At 38.9% G+C, this 22,701-nt stretch carries 16 protein-coding genes and 1 CRISPR repeat array; of the genes, 13 read left to right on the top strand and 3 right to left on the bottom strand.

Annotated features, from left to right (window positions below):
- The first annotated feature begins 240 nt into the window (after window positions 1–240).
- The 6 genes from LI954_RS10870 to LI954_RS10845 all read left to right on the top strand — a co-directional run bounded on the left by LI954_RS10870 (window position 241) and on the right by LI954_RS10845 (window position 6,398).
- Window positions 241–423: a hypothetical protein gene (locus LI954_RS10870; RefSeq protein ID WP_202066916.1), complete on the top strand. Its 183-nt coding sequence runs from the start codon at window positions 241–243 to the stop codon at window positions 421–423.
- 163 nt (window positions 424–586) lie between these two features.
- Entirely contained in the window at window positions 587–853 is a 267-nt protein-coding gene (locus LI954_RS10865) for a phosphocarrier protein HPr (protein WP_202066917.1), read from the top strand.
- Window positions 853–2,580, top strand: a complete 1,728-nt coding sequence (gene ptsP, locus LI954_RS10860; RefSeq protein WP_229441958.1) for a phosphoenolpyruvate--protein phosphotransferase — start codon at window positions 853–855, stop codon at window positions 2,578–2,580. Before LI954_RS10865 ends, ptsP begins: the two co-directional genes overlap by 1 nt.
- Window positions 2,581–2,872: 292 nt before the next feature.
- Complete coding sequence (locus LI954_RS10855) at window positions 2,873–3,274, top strand: DUF1398 family protein (RefSeq protein ID WP_229441959.1); 402 nt, start codon at window positions 2,873–2,875, stop codon at window positions 3,272–3,274.
- A gap of 219 nt (window positions 3,275–3,493) precedes the next feature.
- Window positions 3,494–4,777: a trigger factor gene (gene tig, locus LI954_RS10850; protein WP_202066920.1), complete on the top strand. Its 1,284-nt coding sequence runs from the start codon at window positions 3,494–3,496 to the stop codon at window positions 4,775–4,777.
- 286 nt (window positions 4,778–5,063) lie between these two features.
- A complete protein-coding gene (locus LI954_RS10845) occupies window positions 5,064–6,398 on the top strand; it encodes a hypothetical protein (protein WP_229444479.1) in 1,335 nt (444 codons plus the stop codon).
- Window positions 6,399–6,708: 310 nt separating this feature from the next.
- Here LI954_RS10845 and LI954_RS10840 read toward each other — a convergent pair whose 3' ends face one another.
- From LI954_RS10840 to LI954_RS10830, 3 genes are read right to left on the bottom strand one after another with little or no spacing between them, the layout of a single operon-like run.
- Window positions 6,709–8,634 carry a PTS fructose transporter subunit IIABC gene (locus LI954_RS10840; RefSeq protein WP_229441961.1) on the bottom strand — a complete coding sequence of 642 codons (1,926 nt, stop codon included), beginning with the start codon at window positions 8,632–8,634 and terminating at the stop codon, window positions 6,709–6,711.
- A 16-nt stretch (window positions 8,635–8,650) separates the two neighbouring features.
- The gene (gene pfkB / locus LI954_RS10835) at window positions 8,651–9,562 is read right to left on the bottom strand and encodes a 1-phosphofructokinase (protein WP_229444478.1); all 912 of its coding nucleotides are present in this window, start codon (window positions 9,560–9,562) and stop codon (window positions 8,651–8,653) included.
- Window positions 9,559–10,311, bottom strand: coding sequence for a DeoR/GlpR family DNA-binding transcription regulator (locus LI954_RS10830; RefSeq protein ID WP_324254756.1), 753 nt, complete (start codon window positions 10,309–10,311; stop codon window positions 9,559–9,561). Before LI954_RS10830 ends, pfkB begins: the two co-directional genes overlap by 4 nt.
- Window positions 10,312–10,620: 309 nt before the next feature.
- On the opposite strand from LI954_RS10830, the gene pcrA reads away from it, so the two are divergent.
- The 7 genes from pcrA (at window position 10,621) to rlmD (ending at window position 22,514) form a co-directional block, all read left to right on the top strand.
- Entirely contained in the window at window positions 10,621–12,864 is a 2,244-nt protein-coding gene (gene pcrA / locus LI954_RS10825; RefSeq protein ID WP_229444476.1) for a DNA helicase PcrA, read from the top strand.
- A 13-nt stretch (window positions 12,865–12,877) separates the two neighbouring features.
- On the top strand, window positions 12,878–14,911 hold the full coding sequence (ligA, locus tag LI954_RS10820) for an NAD-dependent DNA ligase LigA (RefSeq protein WP_229444475.1): 2,034 nt from the start codon (window positions 12,878–12,880) through the stop codon (window positions 14,909–14,911).
- Window positions 14,912–15,335: 424 nt separating this feature from the next.
- A complete protein-coding gene (gene gatC / locus LI954_RS10815; protein WP_202066927.1) occupies window positions 15,336–15,641 on the top strand; it encodes an Asp-tRNA(Asn)/Glu-tRNA(Gln) amidotransferase subunit GatC in 306 nt (101 codons plus the stop codon).
- Entirely contained in the window at window positions 15,641–17,110 is a 1,470-nt protein-coding gene (gatA, locus tag LI954_RS10810) for an Asp-tRNA(Asn)/Glu-tRNA(Gln) amidotransferase subunit GatA (RefSeq protein ID WP_229444474.1), read from the top strand. Before gatC ends, gatA begins: the two co-directional genes overlap by 1 nt.
- A complete protein-coding gene (gene gatB, locus LI954_RS10805; RefSeq protein ID WP_202066929.1) occupies window positions 17,110–18,540 on the top strand; it encodes an Asp-tRNA(Asn)/Glu-tRNA(Gln) amidotransferase subunit GatB in 1,431 nt (476 codons plus the stop codon). Before gatA ends, gatB begins: the two co-directional genes overlap by 1 nt.
- 17 nt (window positions 18,541–18,557) lie before the next feature.
- A complete protein-coding gene (locus LI954_RS10800) occupies window positions 18,558–19,628 on the top strand; it encodes a diacylglycerol kinase (RefSeq protein WP_229444473.1) in 1,071 nt (356 codons plus the stop codon).
- 382 nt (window positions 19,629–20,010) lie between these two features.
- Window positions 20,011–20,963: direct repeats of the CRISPR family, unit length 30 nt; unit sequence GTTTTAATTTAAACAGAGTGTAATGTAAAT.
- 186 nt (window positions 20,964–21,149) lie between these two features.
- Entirely contained in the window at window positions 21,150–22,514 is a 1,365-nt protein-coding gene (gene rlmD / locus LI954_RS10795; RefSeq protein ID WP_267491473.1) for a 23S rRNA (uracil(1939)-C(5))-methyltransferase RlmD, read from the top strand.
- The last annotated feature ends 187 nt before the right edge of the window (window positions 22,515–22,701 follow it).

Here is a 22,701-nt window from a genome sequence, read left to right as displayed (position 1 = left end):
ATAACACGTCCTTTCACTTCGTAAGACTAAAATAAAGTCTGCTGAAAAGGTCAAAATAGAAACTGACCTTTATTGACCTTTGAAGATATTATAGCATGTTTGCTCACAGAATCAAGTAATTTAACTCAAAAAATGTAATGAAATCAAGACATATTTTCAGCTTGTTAAAGCAATTAGCTTAGACAAAAAATGGAGTTTCAATTAAAATGGAAGCAGTGGAAAAAAGGAGGGATGTTTTCGATGTTTGAAAATCCATTTGAAGAAAAAATTCAACAGCTGAAGGTCGGAGAGATCGTTGAAATTGTTGTTGAAAAAAATGATTTCGACCTTTTCAGGGAAGCGTGGAAGATTCTTCCTGATCGAACAAGAATCGTAGGTGAAGCGGGACTGAATGGAAGAATTATTTACCGATTAACAGATTAATTGAAAAGGTTTCCGCAATTCCTTAAAAAATCGGCAAAAACAGTTGTAACAAGGTAAAAAAAATGGTAATCTTAAAAATTGAAAGGGTTGTTTCCAGACAGTGATTCTATCACTGGAGCCCCCTAACATTAAAATATTTTACTTACGAAGGAGACCGATTCATATGGAAAAGAAAGATTTTCACGTTGTAGCAGAAACAGGGATTCATGCTCGTCCAGCTACATTATTAGTACAAACTGCAAGTAAATTCAACTCTGATATTAATTTAGAGTACAAAGGTAAATCAGTTAACCTTAAATCAATCATGGGTGTTATGTCTCTTGGTGTTGGTCAGGGCTCTGATGTTACAATTTCTGTAGATGGTGTTGACGAAGCAGAAGCAATGGCTGCTATTGTTGATACTATGAAAAAAGAAGGATTGTCAGAATAATGTCTGAGATGTTAAAGGGGATTGCCGCAAGTGATGGTGTTGCAATTGCTAAGGCCTATCTTCTTGTTCAACCAGACTTGTCATTTAAAAAGGTATCTGTAGAGGATACTGCAGCAGAAGAAAAACGTTTGGATGATGCTTTGGCAGAGTCTGCAACGGAACTTCAAGCTATCAGAGAAAAGGCAGCAAAAAGTCTTGGTGAAGAAGAAGCACAGGTTTTTGATGCACACTTAATGGTTTTAGCTGATCCGGAAATGATTGGACAGATTAAACAAAATATTCAAGACAACACAGTAAATGCTGAAGCAGCTTTAAAAGAAGTTACTGATATGTATATCGGTATGTTCGAAGCAATGGATGACAATGCATACATGCAGGAACGTGCTGCGGATATTCGTGACGTAGCTAAACGTGTGCTGGCGCATTTGCTGAACGTAACATTGCCGAATCCTTCAATGATTAACGAAGAAGTAATCGTTGTTGCGCATGATTTAACTCCAAGTGATACAGCTCAGCTGGATAGAACGTATGTAAAAGCTTTTGTTACTGATATTGGCGGACGTACTTCTCACTCAGCGATTATGGCTCGCTCACTTGAAATTCCTGCAATTGTAGGAACAATGGAAATCACCGGCAAAGTAAAAGCAGGAGATATTCTGGCAGTTAACGGTATTGACGGAGATGTGATTATTCACCCTTCTGATGCTGAAAAAGCTGACTTTGAAGCAAAAGGAAAGGCATATGCTGATCTGAAAGCTGAATGGGAAAAGCTGAAAAATACAAAAACTGAAACTGCTGACGGCAAACATTTTGAATTGGCTGCCAACATTGGAACACCAAAAGATTTAGATGGTGTTCATAAGAACGGCGGAGAAGCTGTTGGTTTATACCGTACAGAATTTCTATATATGGATTCTCCTGATTTTCCAACTGAGGAAGATCAGTATGTAGCATATAAAGCGGTTCTAGAAGGAATGGAAGGCAAACCGGTTGTTGTCCGTACAATGGATATCGGTGGAGACAAGGAACTTCCTTATCTTAAATTGCCTCATGAAATGAATCCGTTTCTAGGCTATCGGGCATTACGAATCAGCTTGTCAGAACAGGGAGATGAGATGTTCCGCACACAGATGCGTGCATTGCTTCGTGCTTCTATTCATGGCAATCTGCGTATCATGTTCCCAATGGTCGCTACTCTGAAAGAATTCAGAGCTGCTAAAAAGATCTTTGAAGAAGAAAAACAAAAATTAGTAAGTGAAGGAATCGAAGTGTCTGATACTATTCAAGTAGGTATCATGATTGAAATTCCAGCAGCAGCAGTAATTGCAGACAAATTTGCTAAAGAAGTTGACTTCTTCAGTATTGGGACAAATGATTTGATCCAGTATACAATGGCCGCTGACCGTATGAACGAACGTGTTTCATACTTATACCAACCATACAACCCGTCTATTTTGCGTTTGATTAAAAACGTTATTGATTCAGCTCATGCTGAAGGTAAGTGGGCAGGTATGTGCGGAGAGATGGCTGGAGATCAAACAGCAGTACCTCTTTTAGTAGGTATGGGTCTGGATGAGTTCTCAATGAGTGCTACATCTATTCTTAAAACACGTAGTTTAATGAAACGTCTTGATACTGGTAAAATGGCTGAGCTTGCGGATCGTGCATTAAATGAGTGCGATACAATGGAAGAAGTTGTTGAGCTGGTAGAAGAGTTCACTAAATAAGCAAGCAGTACAGTCTTCGCTCGTGATTGCGGGTGAAGGCTTTTTTTGTTGAAAAATGAAAACAATGGGGAGGCAGGTATTGATAATTGAGTGAATGGAGCGGTCAGTTATCAGCTTTTTGGAGCTATACGTTTAAGCTGCCAGCATGCTGAAATAAAGAGCCCTAAAATGAAAAGGCTTGAGGCTAAGAAAAAAGGTTCCAGCAGGCAGAACGAACAGATGGTTTCAGGAAATTTGTCAGTAAAATCATATTGTGCTTAAATAGAGTTGCAGGGCTGAGGGAGGAAGAAAAATGTCGTTAAATTATAAAGCGATCGAACAGGCAGTTAACGAAGAAACGGATACTGGAGGATTTCCACAGCTGATTAGAGTATTCAAAGCATTAAATGTTAACAAATATGAGTATTTTGTTGCAGAAGGACTGTATCGGTATCATGATGCACATTCATTTGTTGATATGAAAATGAATGGGGTTCCGAAAATTGTAGAAAAAGAAACAAGCTTCAACGGAATCACAGAAGCGGTTAAGCAAGCTCAGGCTGGGGTGATAAATTTTGAGCAGTTTTGTGAACTTGCCGGGAAGTCCGGTATCAGTTATTGGGTCTCTGATCTGGAAGCAATGACGATTGCTTACTGTGACCTGTTTGGAACCATCATTTTAACTGAACCAATCCCGGAAGCAGAAAGTAACTGATAGTCAGCGTGAAAAGCCCCGTATCAGCTGTTGAAATTGTTGATTTGGCGGCTGAGCATTTGATTAATTGTATACTGCAGTTTCATTTTTACAGGAAAAATAATTATTTTTGACTGTTTCACCCTAAAATATTTACATTTTTCCAGTGATAGTGTACTATTTAAAGGTATGCATAACATAACTATGATGTATAAATAAATGTTATTCGGAGGGAATTTAATGTCTGCGAAATGGGAAAAAAAAGGCACAAATGATGGTGTCCTAACTTTTTCAATCGATAGCGAAACAATCGAAAAAGGGTTGAAAAAAGCATTCGATAAAGTAAAGAAAAATCTTAATGTTCCAGGTTTCCGTAAAGGAAAAGTATCTCGTCAGGTGTTTAACCGTATGTATGGTGAAGAAGCATTGTACGAAGATGCATTAAATGCTGTTTTACCTGAAGCTTATGAAGCAGCAGTTAAGGAAGCCGATATTGATCCGGTTTCTCAACCAAAAATTGATGTTGAAAGTATGAATAAAGGTGAAAACTGGGTAATTACAGCAGAAGTAACAGTGAAACCTGAAGTAAAACTTGGTGAGTATAAAAAACTGACTGTTGAAAAACAGGATCGTGAAGTAACAGAGGCAGATGTTGAAGAACGTCTTGCTCATGAACAGGCATCTCAAGCAGAGCTTGTAATTAAAGAAGACGAACCAGCTGAAACTGGTGATACTGTAGTTATCGATTTTGAAGGATTTAAAGCTGGGGAAGCATTTGATGGCGGAAAAGGAGAAAATTATTCTCTTGAGCTAGGTTCAAATTCTTTCATTCCAGGATTTGAAGATCAGTTAGTTGGTAAAAAAGCAGGAGAAGAGACAGAAGTAAACGTAACTTTCCCTGAAGATTATCAGGCTGAAGATCTTGCGGGGCAGGAAGCTGTCTTCAAAGTAAAAGTACATGAAGTGAAAGGTAAAGAACTGCCAGAGCTTGATGACGACTTTGCTAAAGATGTTGATGATTCAGTTGAAACATTAGCTGAATTAAAAGAAAAATATCGTACAGAGCTTACTAAATCAAAAAATGAAGCTGCTGAAGAAGCAAAAGACGAAGCTGCAATTCGTTTAGCTGTTGAAAATGCTGAGATCGTTGATCTTCCGCATGTAATGGTACATGATGAAGTTCACCGTTCAATGGATGAATTCCTGAACAACATGCAGCGTCAGGGAATTGCTCCAGATATGTATTACCAGTTAACAGGTACAACGGAAGCTGATCTTCATAAACAATTTGAAGGTGAAGCTGAAAATCGTACAAAAACAAATCTTGTGATTGAAGCGATTGCTGAAGCTGAAAAAATTGAAGCAACAAAAGAAGATATTGAGGCTGAAATCAAAGATTTGGCTGAACAATATAATATGCCGGAAGATCAGGTTCGTCGCGTGTTGACTGAGGACATGCTGAAACATGATATCCGCATGAAAAAAGCTGTAGAAGTTGTTACTGAAACAGCAGTAGAAAAATAATTTTATAATACGAAACGGGGTCGGTGATAAATTTATCTGACCCCGTTTTTTTGTCAACCTCTAAATTCTGTGAAGTATCAAAAATGGTATAATTAATTTGCGTATGCTATAGTTTAAACGTATAGATTTTCGGTTATTATGGAAAAGTTTTATTTTAAGCAGCAATTGATTATGCTAAAAGAGGTCAAACTCTTTTTCTACAAATAAATCGATTCTTCCGCTTGCTAATAAAGCAGCGGGCTGTTCAGTTATCAATGTGAATCGGATTGTGATAGAGGTGGATGAAATGAGAAAAACTGAAAAAATATATATGTTGTCGCACTTAAGCAGCAATTCAAAAGATGAATTGACAGAACTGCTGAAGGACTGGGTCAGTTTCGTCAGGATTTTAACTGATCCTGAAATATTTCGGATAAACGATGGAGAAACGGAAGCTTTTAATTTGTTTAGAATAAAAGAAGCATTTGAGCAGCTGACTTCAGAAAGTAATCTTTGGCTGAAGATCCAAGCTGCTGGAGGCGAGTTTCAAGTACATATCTCAGGATTGACGATTGTGGAGAGAAACATTTTCGATGCCAGTATCTTTTCAGCTTATCACAAAATGGTTGAAAATTACTGTGATCTGAGAATGGAAAAAAATGGGACTTACGGGTATATTCGATCACTGGATGAATATTTGTATAATAATGTGGAAAGACTGGATAAACGGGATTTTCAAAGTCAAGATGAATTGGAAAAACTGCCGAAGCGTTACAACTACAACAAGGAGATTGTCGTTGATTGTAATCTTTTTTCGGGCTATGATATTTATTATAAAGGGTTATGTATGACCTCATGTTGGAAAATGTATTATTCCAATCTATATTTTCAGATTATTCCAAGACAGATTTTCCTGGAAGTACAGCAGGTGCAAACCATTGAAGAGCTGCAAAATGATATGGTGAAAATTTCTTTGTATTTAGATCCTTTTAAATGGGAAGCTGAAGTTAATCAGAAATATCAGTGCTTTTTCAGAGAACAGATAGGCTTTGATCAGCTGGTGTGGACCAACGGAGTAGGCGTATTACGGCCGCCATTAATAGAATTTGCATTCATTGATCAGGCGGTACAGACTGTTCAGTATCAAAACGATCAGCTTCAACCAGTTGAAAAAAAGAAAGCAACTTATTTTGTGACTCGCAGCAGTGATTATATTAGAAAGGAATATTCAGAAAATCGAACAAGAGGAATTTTAAATGTACAGGCGTATTTTCCATGGATTGACCATGAGGGAAAAAAAATGATGAATTATCGCGTCTTAAATCCGGAACTGACTCTTGACGAAGGGCTCTCTGCTTATGAATTTTATATTCGTCAATATCTTGAAATAGATATCATGGATGAAAGATATGAATCATACATTGCAGTGCTGCGCTTCTATTTACCGGATCAGTTTCTGAAGGAGCTTCCTTTGGAGCCTCTGTATGAAAAACTCTATGATGTAACTATCAGTAATTTAAATCAGGAGAAGGAAGTGACTTATTTTGATTTAGACAAAGCAAAAAATCATTTAAGAGTGGCTTTTCTGAGTAATACTCAGCTTGAAGCAAAGAACTTGAAAATGGCAGTAGAAGAAGAATAAAATGCAAACAGGCTGTAAGGGCATTAAAAAAGGGCCTGTGACATAAGTATGTCTGAGATCCCTAAAACCGAATAAACGGTGTTCCAAAGCCCCTCCATGCTTCGAGGATCGGAACGAAGTGAGAACCGTAGACGCAGAAGTTGTCTCTTCGGAAATAAGTCGAACTATACTGAAAATATGAGTAGCTATTTTCGTATAGTTCGACTTATTGTCATAAATCACTACGATTAACTCGTCAGAGTAGATGATGCATGATACCTACCTGGTTCTTGAGACAGAACACTTCTGTTACAACCTCTTTTTTATAAATTTAAGCTTTCACTTCAATAACAGATTTCTTTAATGAGCCGACCACAATCGCTGAGACAAGAGCACCCACTGCGATGAACAGCAAGTACATGATTGGATTGTTTAGCAGCAATGCAACGAAAATACCGCCGTGAGGAGCTAAGAGACGAATACCCATTCCGCCGACCAAGGCACCTGTCAATGCAGAGCCGACAATAAATCCGGGAATCACCCGAAGCGGATCGGCTGCAGCAAACGGAATTGCTCCTTCTGTTACAAAAGACAGTCCCATAATCAGATTGGTCAGTCCTGCATCTTTTTGATCTTGTGTAAACTTGTTTTTGAATAATAAAGTAGCAATAAAGATAGCCAGCGGAGGAACCATTCCTCCTGCCATTACAGCTGCCATAATCACACTGCCGCCTTCTGTTAAAGAAGTTGCAATGGAAGCAGTTCCGAAAACATAAGCGGCTTTATTAATTGGTCCGCCTAAGTCAACAGCCATCATGCCTGCCAGCAGGGCACCTAGTAAAGCTGCGTTTGTTCCGTCAAGCCCTAGCAGGAAACTGTTTAAACCATCATTGATTACTTTCATAGGAATATTAATAAGCAGCATTGCTGCCCCGGTAATCAATAAACCAAATACCGGATAAAACAGAATTGTTTTAATTCCATCTAGAGATTTCGGCAGATTTCGGAAAAGCTTTTTCAAAAGAACAATGACATAGCCTGCAAGGAAGCCACCAATAAGTGCGCCAAGGAAACCTGCTCCTCCAGTATTTGCTAAAGCTCCTGCAGCAAATCCAACAATTAATCCAGGTCGGTCGGCTATACTAGATGCAATAAAACCAGCTAATACAGGCAGCATAAAGCCGAAAGCCGCACTGCCTATCTGATTGAACCAGCTTGCTGCTTCGTTGTAGCTTCCCAAACTCGCCAACTGATCCTGTGGAACACCTAAAAACTGGTCAATCATAAATGAAAGAGCAATAGCAATTCCGCCGCCAATGACGAAAGGAAGCATATGAGAAACACCATTCATCAAATCCTTATAAATTCTTGAACCAACGGAGCCTTCAGCAGCATCGTCTTCAGCAGAATGAGAGCCATCATTTTTTCCGTGGAAAACAGGGGCATTGCCGCTTACTGCCAAATCTATAAGTTCTTCTGGCTTGCGAATTCCATCACTGACGGGTCGGTTTACCAGATTTTTTCCATTAAAACGATTCATTTCCACTTTTTTATCTGCCGCAACGATAACTCCGTCAGCACGGGCAATTTCTTCAGCAGTCAGCTTGTTTTTAATTCCTTCTGAGCCATTTGTCTCTACCTTGATTTCAATACCCATTTCTTTAGCTTTCTTCTTGAGTGCATCTTCGGCCATATAAGTATGGGCAATACCAGTAGGGCAGGCAGTGACTGCTACGATAAATTTTTCTCCAGCTTTTGGGGAAGCCTGCAGTGCTTGTTCCTGCTGTTCTGCTTCTCGTCTTTTTTGTTCTGCAGACTGAAACAGTTCCTGAACTTGTTCTGGTGTTTTCGCATTTTTCAATTGTGCAACAAAATCGGGATTAACCAGTAATTTGGAAAGAGCCGCCAATGCTTGAAGATGGGTATCGTTTGCACCTTCAGGAGCCGCAATCATAAAGAACAAGTAAACAGGCTGTCCGTCCAGAGATTCATAGTCAATGCCTTTCCTGCTTTTTGCAAACAAAACGGTAGCCTCTTTAACCGCATTATTTTTGGCATGAGGCATAGCAATTCCATCGCCCAATCCAGTTGAAGTTTGCGCTTCTCGTGCTAAGATCCCCTCTTTGTATGTTTGGATATCGGAGATACGACCGCCGGCATACATTTTAGCAACCATTTCATCAATGGCTTCTTGTTTGTCTGTTGCTTGTAAATCCATAATCATGACGTCTTTGATAAGTAAATCTTTGATGTCCATAATGTTGTTCCTCCCTTTACATTTTTTTTATTTTAACTTCGTTAACCAGTTTATTGATAAGCTCAGCAGCTGCCAGATCATCTGAAAAAGCAGTAGCACTTCCGCAGGCAACTCCCCATTTGAATGCTTCAATTGGATCATTGGTTTCTGAAAATTTTCCGACGAATCCGGCAATCATTGAATCGCCTGCACCTACAGAATTTTTTAATGGATAGTTTAATACATTGGATTGATAAACAGCTTCTTTTGTGAAGAGGAGAGCACCATCACCGGCCATTGATACAATAGCGTATTTTGCACCTTCTTTTAAAAGTTGCTGACCGTATGGCAATATGTCTGATACACTCGTAAAAGATGTCTGATAAAGTTCAGCCAGTTCATGATTGTTAGGCTTAACCACTAAAGGTCGCTTACCTAGAGCGATCTTTAAATCCTCTCCGGTAGTATCAATTACAAATTCAGCACCGCTTGAAGTAACCAGCTCTATCAGCTCTTTATAAAAGCCGACAGGAAGACTTGGCGGAGTGCTCCCTGAGAGGATGACAATGTCACCGGGAGAAAGGACTGAAAATTGTGCTTTTAATTGCTTTGCTTCTTCATCAGATATTACTGGACCAGTACCATTTATTTCAGTTTCCTGATCAGATTTCAGCTTAATATTGATACGCGTATCGTCCTTCACTCCAGTAAAGCTTGCTTTGATCTTTTCTGAGGAAAGCCAATCTGAAATAAAGGTTCCGGTAAATCCTCCGATAAATCCCATTGCAGTAGATTCAATGGACATTCTTTTCAAAACTCTGGAAACATTGATCCCTTTTCCTCCGGGAAGCTTTATATCAGTTTGCATTCGATTCAACCCGCCGATTTCCAGATGGTTGACGTGGACAATATAATCGATGGAAGGATTAAGAGTTACTGTATAAATCATTTTGAAACCTCCTTAACTATTGTTTTTTCCTGAAACTCTTTCAACAGATCTTCCGGACAATAATCTGTCAGTAAAATTACACCATCTAAATCAGCTACTTTGGTAAACGTAATTTTGTTTAGCTTACTTTGATCTGCTAAAATAAATGCTTGATCTGCATGCTGGATTGCCAGTCTTTTTAAAGCTGCTTCTTCGGGGTCAGGGGTAGTTAAGCCAAATTCAGGATGTACACCATTCATTCCCATGAAAGCTTTATTAAATCTGAATTGCTGCAGCTGCTCCATGCCGGATGCCCCGATAATCGCTTTAGTTGAAAGCTTTAATGTTCCGCCCAATATAATTGTGTTGATATTCAGATCAACCAGCTTGGCTGCATGATGCACCGAATTAGTGACAGCTGTGATCTTTTTTAGGGCTAAAAAAGGAATCATTTCCAGCGTTGTTGTCCCCGCATCAAGGTAAATAACATCTCCGTCAGCTACCTGATCAGCGGCAGTCTCTGCAATAAGTTGTTTGTTTTGAACGTTTTTGACTGATTTTTCAATCATTGACTGTTCAGTACCTAAATCATTTTTTATTTTGGCGCCGCCATGAATTCTTTCCAGAAGTCCTGCTTTTTCAAGGTCCTGCAGGTCCCTTCTAATAGTTGATTCTGAAGCGTTAAGGTAAGAAGTTAAATCTTGGGATTTTACAATTGACTGCTGCTCCAACAGCTCCTTTATTTTTTTATGACGTTCTTCTGTAAGCATTTCCATCCCTCATTTCACTGATATATTATCATGCTGAATAATAAAAATCAATCAAAAACAGTCAAAAACATCTGAAAACATTTAAATGTATCTGTATTTAACCAAAAAATTGAATTTTAGCAGCAGAAATTTGGGATAAAACAGTTCATTTTCTATTTTAATATTAAAGAAACAACTGGTTTTAGAAGAATAATCAATTCTTGAAGCTGCTGCAGAATAAATTGTTAAAATCAACAGGTCTTTTTAAAGAATTTCCCCCATTTATTTGGTATAATAGTAAGGATTGAAATTTAAGGGAGGACGTTGAAAATGGCTCCAAAAAACGCCTTGATTCAAGGGATGAATCCTAAACAGAAAGAAGCTGTTTTACATACAGAGGGACCGCTTTTAGTTATGGCCGGTGCCGGCAGTGGAAAGACGCGGGTTTTAACTCATAGAATTGCTTACTTAATTGAAGAGAAGAATGTCAATCCATGGAATATTCTGGCAATTACATTTACCAATAAAGCAGCTAAAGAAATGAAAGAACGAGTGGCTCGATTGTTGGCGCATGGCGGTGAGGATGTCTGGATTTCGACTTTTCACTCAATGTGTGTAAGAATACTCCGCCGGGATGTGGACCAGATCGGCTACAATCGGAACTTTACAATTATAGACACCTCAGAGCAGCGGACTTTGATGAAACGAGTACTTGCCGAACTGAATATTGATGCAAAAAAATATGATCCAAGAACAATACTGGGAACCATCAGCAATGCAAAAAATGCATTGCAGACACCTGAAAAAATGGCTGAGCTTCAGGGCAGCCAATATGAGGAAATTGCCGCTAAGTGTTACGCTAAATATCAGAAAGAGCTGAGAAACAATCAATGTATGGATTTTGACGATCTGATCATGAATACAATTCGCTTGTTTAATGAACAGCCGGATACACTGGGATATTATCAAAATAAGTTTCACTATATTCATGTAGACGAATATCAGGATACAAACCATGCACAATACATGCTTGTCAATATGCTGGCTGAACGCTTCCGAAATCTTTGTGTAGTAGGAGATGCAGATCAAAGTATCTACGGCTGGCGGGGAGCTGATATGCAGAATATTCTGGATTTTGAAACAGATTATTCTGATGCTTCAGTCATTTTACTGGAACAAAACTATCGTTCAACCAAAAAAATCTTATCTGCCGCCAATAATGTAATCGGCAATAATCGAAATAGGAAAGATAAAAGCCTTTGGACTGAGAATGATGACGGTGAAAAAATTGTCTATTACCGCGGAAACAGCGAACGTGAAGAGACACAGTTTGTTGTTCAGCAAATTCAAAAAGAAATGGCAGACAATGATCGAATCTATGGTGATTTTGCAGTTCTTTACAGAACAAACGCACAGTCGCGTGTAATGGAAGAGATGCTGCTGAAATCGAATATTCCTTATACGATGATTGGCGGGCACAAATTCTATGATCGGAAAGAGATCAAAGATATTCTGGGGTACTTGAACATTATCTCCAATCCTATGGATTCTTTGAGCTTTGAACGAATCGTCAATTCGCCGAAGCGTGGAATTGGAAAAACATCGGTCGATAAATTGAGAGGTTTTTCTGTCATGCATGGCTGGTCTATGCTGGAAGCGGCTCAGAATGTGGAGCTTGCCAATATTTCTGGTAAAGCAGGGAAAGAGCTGGGGGGATTTGGCTTGATGATTCAGGAGCTGACTCAAATGGTTCCTTATCTGACAATTACTGAGCTGGTCAAAGAAGTGCTGGATCGAAGCGGTTATAAAGATGATTTGGTTGCACAAAATAATTTGGAATCACAGACGAGGCTTGAAAACCTTGATGAATTTCTAAGTGTTACGCAGGAATTTGATAAACGCTATGCCCGTCAGAATGAAGAAGAAGCGGAAGCACCGGAAGAAAAGCTGGCTGTTTTCCTGAATGATTTGGCCTTGGTATCAGATCTTGATGATTTTGAAGAAAGTACTTCACAGGTAACTCTGATGACTTTACATGCAGCCAAAGGGCTGGAGTTCCCAGTAGTCTTCCTGATTGGTCTGGAGGAAGGGATATTTCCTCTCTCTCGTGCCATGCTTGAAGAACAGGAACTGGAAGAAGAGCGCCGCCTTGCCTATGTTGGAATTACAAGAGCAGAAGAAGTGCTGTATATGACAAATGCTTTTTCTCGTACCTTATATGGAAAAACGCAGTACAATCGTCCAAGCCGTTTTCTGGAAGAAATTGAAGAAGAGCTGTTTAACAGACAGGGTGTTGATTTTTCATCGCAGCAAAGAACTGTTCAGCAGCGGGAACCAAGGATTTTTAAACCTGCTTATAGTCAGCCGACGCAAAAATCAGTTACAGATAAAATAGCCAGCGGTGGTGAAGCGATGGACTGGAAAGCAGGAGATAAAGTGAAACACAAAGCTTGGGGAACAGGGACGATCGTTAAGACCGGAGGCAATGGAAAAGATCTTGAGTTGGATATTGCATTTCCGGAAAAAGGGATTAAACGTCTGCTGGCTGCATTTGCGCCAATCGAAAAAATATAGGAGGAGAACACAGATGGGAACGGATCAACCATTGACCTTGGAACAGGCAGCAAAGCGTTCAAAGGAACTTAGAGAGCAGCTGATCAGCTATTCTCATGAATATTATGTGGAGGATCAGCCGACAGTAGAAGACCATGTATACGACAGACTGTATCAGGAGCTTGTGGATATTGAAACAGAATTTCCTGATCTGATCACATCTGATTCACCGACACAGCGCGTAGGCGGGAAAATATTGGAAGGGTTTGAGAAAGTAACCCATGATGTTCCAATGTACAGTTTGAATGATGGATTTTCAAAAGGAGATATCTATGCTTTTGATGAGCGGGTTCAAAAGCTGGCTGGTCAACAAGTCAGCTACTGCTGTGAATTAAAAATTGACGGTTTGGCTATCTCGCTGAAATATGTGGATGGTGGCTTTGTTCAGGGAGCGACGCGTGGAGATGGAACCGTTGGAGAAAATATTACTGAAAATCTCAAGACGGTGAAATCGATTCCGCTTAAATTGAAGAAGCCTGTATCTATTGAGGTTCGCGGCGAGTGCTATATGCCGAAACAATCATTTGTCAATTTGAACAAGGAGCGGGAAGAAGCTGGCAAGGATGTTTTTGCCAATCCAAGGAATGCAGCAGCAGGCAGTCTTCGTCAGTTGGATTCGGCTATTACAGCAAAGCGTAATTTAAGTACATTTTTATATGCTGTGGCTGATTTTGGACCGATGGAGGCTGAAACACAGTTTGATGCTTTGGAAGAGCTGTCTGAGATAGGCTTGCGTACCAATCCTGAGAAAACACTGTGCAAGGATATTGATGAAGTATGGGCTTATATTGAAGCATATCATGAGAAGCGTGAAAAACTGCCCTATGAAATTGATGGAATAGTAATCAAAGTCAATGACTTTCATGTGCAGGATGAGCTGGGATTTACGGTGAAAGCACCACGCTGGGCAATTGCTTATAAGTTTCCTCCAGAAGAAGCTGAAACTGTGATTGAGAATATTGAATGGACAATCGGACGTACTGGAGTGGTGACTCCAACAGCTGTTATGACACCAGTCCGAGTTGCCGGAACGACAGTCAGCCGGGCAAGCCTTCACAATGTAGATTTTATCAATATGAAGGGTATTCGATTGAACGATCACGTGATTATTTATAAAGCCGGAGATATCATTCCAGAAGTTTCTCAGGTGCTGCTTGATAAGCGAGGGGAAGACAGCAAAGAATTTGAGGCACCAACACATTGTCCGGTCTGCAACAGTGAACTGGTTCATTTAGATGAAGAAGTTGCTTTACGTTGTATTAATCCTAAATGTCCCGCCCAGATTAAAGAAGGGCTTAGTCATTTTGTTTCCAGAAATGCAATGAACATTGACGGATTGGGGCCCAGAGTTTTAGAGCAGATGTTTGATAAAGAACTGGTTTCAGATGTAGCTGATCTGTATTTCCTGACAGAGGAACAGCTGATGACTCTGGATAAAATTAAAGAAAAATCTGCTCATAACATTTATACAGCGATTGCTGCAAGTAAGGAAAATTCGGTGGAGCGGCTGATCTTTGGTCTAGGGATTCGCCATGTCGGAGCTAAAGCAGCTAAAGTATTGGCTGAGTATTTTGGAGATCTTCGAACAATTTCGCAGGCGGACAAAGAGACCATTGTTGCTTTGGATTCTATCGGTGATATTATTGCAGACAGTCTGGTTACTTATTTTGAGAATGAAGAAGTGCATGAACTACTTGATGAGTTTGAAAAAGCCGGAGTGAATCTGACGTATAAAGGATTGCGTAGTGAACAGCTGGAAGATGTGGAATCTCCTTTTAAAGATAAAACCGTTGTGTTGACCGGGAAACTGGAAAAATACACTCGGGAAGCAGCCAAAGAGAAAATTGAAAGTCTCGGTGGAAAAGTAATCGGCAGCGTCTCGAAAAAAACAGATATTGTTGTGGCAGGAGAAGAAGCAGGCAGCAAGCTGACAAAAGCGCAGGACTTAGGTGTATCTGTCTGGACGGAAGATCAAATGGTGGAAGCACTTGAAAACAGCCATTTCTAGTTAAGTTTAATGTCAGGCTTGGCTAACATAGACGATGTATGTATTTGTTGTCCGTCTGGCATAGCTTAGGCGATTTTACTGAATATCAGCATTGAAACAGCTGATGATCCTTCCTTAGGCAAAAAACAATCTAAGGGACGGCTAGTTGAAACAAACAGAGTAGAGCTGGCTCCTTTTCGCCTTTATGTTTGAAGGTTTGAAAGAAAGATCAGAAAAACAAGAAATTTACAGTTTTTTCCATGATCTCTTTCAATCACCAGATATTTTTATGATAGAATAGAAAAAACTGTCTTTTTTGTTGCTTGAGAAATGCTGGGGTTTATAAAACTTCATCAAATTAGATTAGGCAGCTGTGAAGTGTCATCTTTTGTTTTTGCGGTAAAGAAAAAAGACATTGGTATTTTTTGAGGAAAGAAGGGTATTTATGGCAATCAGTGAAGAACAAGTAAAGCATGTGGCAAAATTGGCAAAACTGTCATTTTCTCCAGAGGAATTGACTGGATTTACAGATCAGTTGGGTAAAATCATTGATATGGTTGAACTGCTTGAAGAAGTGGATACAACTGGCGTTCCGTTTACATCCAACGTTGTGGAAACAGTAAATGTAATGAGAGATGATGTTTCAGAGCCTGGAACAAATAGAAAAGAATTAATGAGAAATGTACCGGAATCACAAGATGGATATATCAAAGTGCCGGCAATTATTGACAATGGGGAGGCTGGCGCATAATGGAAAAATTATATGATAAATCTGTTGCAGAGCTGCATAATCTTCTTGTTTCAAAAGAAATTACTGCAGCGGATCTTACAAAAGCAACATTTGACCGAATCAAGGAAACTGAAACAGATATTGATGCTTTTATTACTTTAAATGAAGAAAAAGCCGTGAATCTGGCTGAAGCAATTGATAAAAAAGGAATTACTGAATCAAATCCTTTAGCAGGAATTCCAATTGGGATTAAAGATAATATTGTTACAAAAGATATTCTGACAACGGCAGCTTCAAAGATTTTAAACAATTTTAACCCTATATATGATGCAACAGTGATGGATAAGGTTTATCAGGCTGATTTAATTCCAGTAGGCAAGCTGAATATGGATGAGTTTGCTATGGGTGGAAGTACAGAGAATTCCTACTTTAAGAAAACGAAAAATGCATGGGATTATTCTAAGGTACCAGGAGGTTCTTCCGGCGGTTCTGCAGCTGCGGTTGCAGCGGGTCAGGTTCCGGTTTCTCTTGGAAGTGATACCGGTGGAAGCATCAGACAACCGGCAGCATTCAATGGGATTGTAGGAATGAAGCCTACATATGGGCGAGTTTCACGATATGGTTTGATTGCTTTTTCTTCAAGTCTGGATCAAATCGGACCATTGACAAGAACAGTTGAGGATAATGCGCTTGTGTTAAATGCGATCAGCGGCTTTGATCCGAAAGATGGAACTTCTGCAGGAAATTCTGTTCCTGATTTTGCTGCAGGCTTAACTGGTGATATTAAGGGAATGAAGATTGCTTTACCTAAGGAATATCTGGGTGAAGGTGTAGCTCCTGATGTGCGCGAAGCAATCTTAAAGGCTGTAGAAACCTTTAAGAGCCTTGGTGCAACAATTGAAGAAGTCAGTCTTCCTCATTCTAAATATGGTGTTGCAGTTTACTATATCATCGCTTCTTCTGAAGCAAGTTCAAATCTGCAGCGTTTTGACGGTATTCGCTATGGTTATCGTTCAGAAAATATTCAAAATCTTGAAGATGTCTATGTAAATTCACGTACTGAAGGATTTGGTCTTGAAGTAAAACGCCGTATTATGCTTGGAACCTTTTCACTGAGTGCCGGCTACTATGATGCCCATTTCAAAAAAGCCGGACAGGTTCGTACGCTGATTAAACAAGACTTTGAAAAAGTCTTTGCTGAGTATGATTTGATTATCGGCCCTTCAGCACCAACAGCAGCCTATGGTATTGGGGAAAATATTAATGATCCGATTACGATGTATATGAATGATATTTTAACGATTCCTGTTAACTTGGCTGGATTGCCTGGGATGTCAATTCCAGCAGGATTTTCAGAAGGATTGCCTGTAGGTCTTCAGATTATCGGTAAGGCGTTTGATGAAGCAACAATGTATAAAGCAGCCTATGCTTTTGAACAAGCAACTGATTTTCATACAAAAAAACCAGTGATTTTAGGGGGAAATGATTAATGAATTTTGAAACAGTCATCGGTTTGGAAGTCCATGTGGAATTAAAAACAAACTCTAAAATCTTTTCACCGGCTCCAGCCCATTTTGGTGCAGAACCTAACAGTAATACAGCAGTGATTGACTGGGGCTATCCCGGTGTCCTTCCTGTTATGAATAAAACAGCTTTGGAATTTGGAATGAAAGCAGCCCTTGCGTTGAATTGCCAAATTTCAAAAGATACACATTTTGACCGTAAAAACTATTTTTATCCGGATAACCCCAAAGCCTACCAAATTTCTCAGTTTGATCAGCCGATTGGTCATGACGGCTGGATTGAAATTGAAGTAGAAGGTCAAAAGAAGACAATTCGTATTGAACGCGTCCATTTGGAAGAAGATGCTGGTAAAAATATCCATGGAACGGATGGATATTCTTATGTCGATTTAAACCGTCAGGGTACACCGTTGATCGAAATCGTGTCTGAGGCTGATATGCGTTCTCCGGAAGAAGCTTATGCATATTTGGAAGCTCTGCGCTCAATTATTCTCTTTACAGAAGTATCTGATGTGAAAATGGAAGAAGGATCAATGCGCTGTGATGCGAATATTTCTCTGCGCCCATATGGACAGGAGGAATTTGGAACAAAAACAGAATTAAAAAACCTGAACTCTATGAGCTTTGTTAAAAAAGGTCTGGCTTTTGAAGAAAAACGTCAGGCAAAAGTTCTTCTTTCAGGAGGAGAAATCCAGCAGGAAACGCGCCGTTTTGATGAAACAACGAATAAAACATTATTGATGCGTGTTAAAGAAGGATCAAGCGATTATCGTTATTTCCCGGAACCGGATATTCCACGTTTTGCAATTGACGATGCATGGATTGAACAGGTAAGGAAAACACTTCCTGAATTACCGGCTTCACGTCGTCAACGATACAGCAGTGAGTTGGGCTTGCCGGAATATGATGCTATGGTTCTGACGCTGACAAAAGAAATGTCTGATTTCTTTGAAGCTGTATTGGCAGCCGGTGCAGATGCTAAGCAAGCATCAAACTGGTTAATGGGCGAAGTTTCTGCCTATTTAAACAGTGAAAAGATGGAACTGCTTGATACTAAGCTGACTCCGGAAAATCTTGCAGGTATGATCAAATTAATTGCAGATGGAACTATCAGTTCTAAAATTGCTAAAACAGTCTTTAAAGAATTGATTGAACATGGTGGAGATGCGAAAGAAGTTGTTGAAGCGAAAGGACTGGTTCAGCTATCTGATCCTGCACAGCTGCTTCCAATAATTAATGAAGTGTTGGACAATAATCAACAATCCGTTGATGACTTCAAAAATGGGAAAGACCGTGCTGTTGGATTCTTAGTTGGACAGATTATGAAAGCAACAAAAGGAAAGGCAAATCCCGGCGTTGTGAACAAGCTATTACAGGAAGAGTTAGCAAAACGATAGAAAGCAGCTGACAGGATATGAAAAAAGCAAGAGTTATCTATAATCCAACATCCGGAAAGGAACTGGTCAAAAAGAACTTGGCGGATATCCTCAATGTCTTAGAGGAATCTGGTTATGAAGCAAGTGCATATGCGACAACTCCGGAACAGGATTCTGCAAAAAATGAAGCAAAACGTGCAGCTTTACAGGGATTTGATTTGATTGTTGCCGCTGGGGGAGACGGTACGATTAATGAAGTGGTCAATGGCATTGCTCCTCTTGAAAATCGTCCGTTGATGGCTGTTATTCCGGCAGGAACGACAAATGACTATGCCCGAGCACTAAAGATTCCTAGAAACAATATTCTAGAAGCTGCAAAAGTGATTCAAAAAAATCAGACGGTGAAAATGGATATTGGTCAGGCTGCTGAAAATTATTTTATTAACATTGCTGCCGGCGGGCACTTGACTGAATTAACGTATGAGGTGCCTTCTGAACTGAAAAGTATTTTTGGCTATCTTGCATATTTGGTAAAGGGAGCAGAAATGCTGCCGAGAGTAAAGCCGATCAAAATGAGAATGACTTATGATGACGGTGTTTATGAAGGAAATGCCTCTATGTTCTTTTTAGGTCTGACTAATTCGGTAGGAGGCTTTGAACAGATCGCTCCTGATGCAAAACTGGATGACGGCAAGTTTTCATTAATTATTGTAAAAACAGCAAACATCTTTGAAATTGTTCATCTGGTGGCATTGATGCTGAATGGCGGAAAACATGTAGAAGATAATCGTCTGATTTATACGAAAACAAACTATCTCCATGCAGAGACACTGAATGCTGAAAACAGGATGCTCATTAACCTTGATGGTGAATACGGCGGAGAAGCACCTATGACCTTTAAGAATCTGCATCAGCATATCGAAATGTTTGCAAATATGGATGATATTCCTTCTGACGCTGTTATTGGAATTGTTGATGAAGATTTTGATGAAGATGAAGAAGATTATGAAGGGATTACCAGAGATTTTGTGAAGGAAGTTGAAAAGCTGACAGATCAGGATATCGATGGTGATGGAAAAATTGCCGGAGGAGAAAAGGTTAAAAAATAACCTTTGATTTTAGGAAGCATTATTATTATATGAAATATAAGCTGAAATTTAATGAAAATCGCCAGTCGACTGCCATGGTGCGGTCGTACTGCGCACTTTCAGAAGAAGTGCTGATTTTCTTGAATTTCAGCTTTTTTGTTCTGTTAGAAAGGGAGATAATATTGGAATGCTCGAGCGGCAGGATAAAAAATTGGTTTACGATTGAAGCTGTCGACCTTTAATACTGTAGAAAAGGTGGGCGATCGACAGTTAATAGAAACATTGCTAGCATTGACTTTTGAGTAATAACTACAGTAAAATGGAGAGGTCAAAGCGAGAAAGTCAGTTGATCGACAGAATAGGCGCTGAAAATCCTTATGTGGTAAGGGGAAAATAGGCACCCGTTTTAATTTAAACAGAGTGTAATGTAAATTTGTTTCAGTATGGATTTAAATAGCTCTTATCCTCGTTTTAATTTAAACAGAGTGTAATGTAAATTACAATAGGATGTATATTACGTAACCCCCAACCGACGTTTTAATTTAAACAGAGTGTAATGTAAATTTGGATTAGGTGTATTGTTGTTATGCCAAAATCTAAGTTTTAATTTAAACAGAGTGTAATGTAAATGTATTCTAATCTAACACGTAACGTAGAACGGTCACGTTTTAATTTAAACAGAGTGTAATGTAAATATTTTCAGTTGCACTTACTAAGCCAGAACCACCAGGGTTTTAATTTAAACAGAGTGTAATGTAAATAAAAATATTTACTCTGGATAGATGGCCAGAGACATGGTTTTAATTTAAACAGAGTGTAATGTAAATGTGAAAAAGTAAAAAGTTCCGTTATCAACGGTGAAAGTTTTAATTTAAACAGAGTGTAATGTAAATCTCTTATGTTCAACTGAAATCGAGTATGAAGATGAAGTTTTAATTTAAACAGAGTGTAATGTAAATTTTTGTAGGTTCTTCGGACTTAGTAACCGAAGTTGGGTTTTAATTTAAACAGAGTGTAATGTAAATGGCAATAGAGGAGTAAGTGCTACAGGGCAGCAACATGTTTTAATTTAAACAGAGTGTAATGTAAATATTAATTTGAGTAATAATTTGCTTTAAACATACTCAAGTTTTAATTTAAACAGAGTGTAATGTAAATATTAAAGAGACAGTTGGTGATCCAATCACAATTAAAGTTTTAATTTAAACAGAGTGTAATGTAAATACTAGAGAGTAGTGTCTACCAATGTAGCACTGCTCTGTTTTAATTTAAACAGAGTGTAATGTAAATAAGTGTGAATTACGAAACAGCACAAGATTACGGGGAGTTTTAATTTAAACAGAATGAAATTTATAAAAGTCATGGTTATTTTTGAAACCATGTTTTTTTTGAAATTCCCAATGTATCTTTGACCATACAATATCACTAGGTCACTGCGTATTCTAATGCTCTATTTTACTTTCCTGTTTTAAACGAAACATGATTGCTTTTCCTGCTGATTTTCATTAGAATGGAACAAGTGAGAAGAGGAAGGAACGAATTATGAAAACACAACCAGTACAGAAGAACGAAACAATTGAAGTAGAAATTATTGATTTAACTCATGAAGGCTTAGGTGTCGGTAAAGTGGATGGTTATCCGCTTTTCATAGAAAACAGCCTTCCTGGAGAAAAGGTAAAAATTCTGGTTTTAAAGGCTGGAACTAAATTTGGCTATGGAAAAGTTCTGGAACGTCTGACGGACAGTCCTGATAGAGTCACGCTGACTGACGAAAGTCTTTTGAGAACAGGCATTGCTCCGCTTCAGCATATGACTTATGAAGCTCAGCTTCTATTTAAACAAAAACAAGTCGAAAAAGTTCTGGAAAAAATCAGTAAAATGCCGGATGTTCCTGTTTTGCCGACTGTTGGAATGGTTAATCCTGTGGGCTACCGGAATAAAGCTCAGATTCCAGTTAGAAAAGTTGCCGGTCAGATCGAAACAGGTTTTTACCGCAAAAACAGTCATGATTTGATTCCTATTAAAGATTTTCATATTCAAGATCCGGCAATTGATCAGGCTATTGTAGTCATTCGTGATATTCTGGCTCGCTTCAATGTGAAGATTTATGATGAGAAAGGACACGTTGGAAATCTGCGCCATATCATTATTCGTCGTGGTCATTACTCTCATCAAATGATGGTTGTATTGGTAACCAGAACAGGGAAGATATTTAAGCATGAACAAATTACAGAAGAAATTTTGAAGGAACTGCCTGAAGTTGTTTCGATTATTCAAAATATTAATCCAGATAAGACCAATGTTATTTTAGGAAAAGAATCCAAGCTGCTCTACGGTAAAGATCATATTGAAGATCAGCTGTTAGGAAAAACTTATCAAATTTCAGCCCCCTCTTTTTATCAGGTGAATACAGAACAGACAGAGTTTATGTATCAGACAGCAATGGATTTTGCGGGACTTTCAAAAGACGATATCGTCATTGATGCCTATTGCGGAATTGGAACTATTGGATTGTCGATGGCAGATCGAGTGAACCATGTTTATGGAGTCGAAATTGTTAAAGAGGCAATTGATGATGCAAAAATAAACGCTTTCAACAACAGTATAGAGAATGTTACGTTTAAAACTGGCTCTGCTGAAAAAGTAATGCAGAAATGGAAAGAGTCTGGTATTGACCCAACTGTTTTAGTTGTTGATCCGCCTAGAAAAGGATTGACAGAGCCATTTATTGAAACAGCTATTGAGATGCAGCCAGAACGAATTATTTATATTTCATGTAATCCTGCAACCCTGGCAAGAGATTTGAAACTGTTTGCTTCAAACTATGAAGTGAAGAAAGTTCAGCCAATCGATCTGTTTCCTCAGACCCATCATGTGGAAAGTGTTACTTTGTTGCAAAGAAAATAATAATATATGTGAGAGACATTCCTTGAAAGCGGGATGTCTCTTTTTGTCGAAAATTTGCAGGATTATTAGCGGGTATTATTGAATAGAAAAAGCTGTATATGGAACGAGAGAATCTGCTTGCCAAATATAAATATATAAAATAAACGCCTGAATTCTCTTCTTATTTTACAGAATTTCACAAAATTTC

Origin of the sequence: Enterococcus sp. CWB-B31 (assembly GCF_020567645.1) — a bacterium.
Classification (GTDB): domain Bacteria; phylum Bacillota; class Bacilli; order Lactobacillales; family Enterococcaceae; genus Enterococcus_L.
Note: the sequence above shows the minus strand (reverse complement) of the source record. Positions and strands in the feature narration are given on the sequence as shown.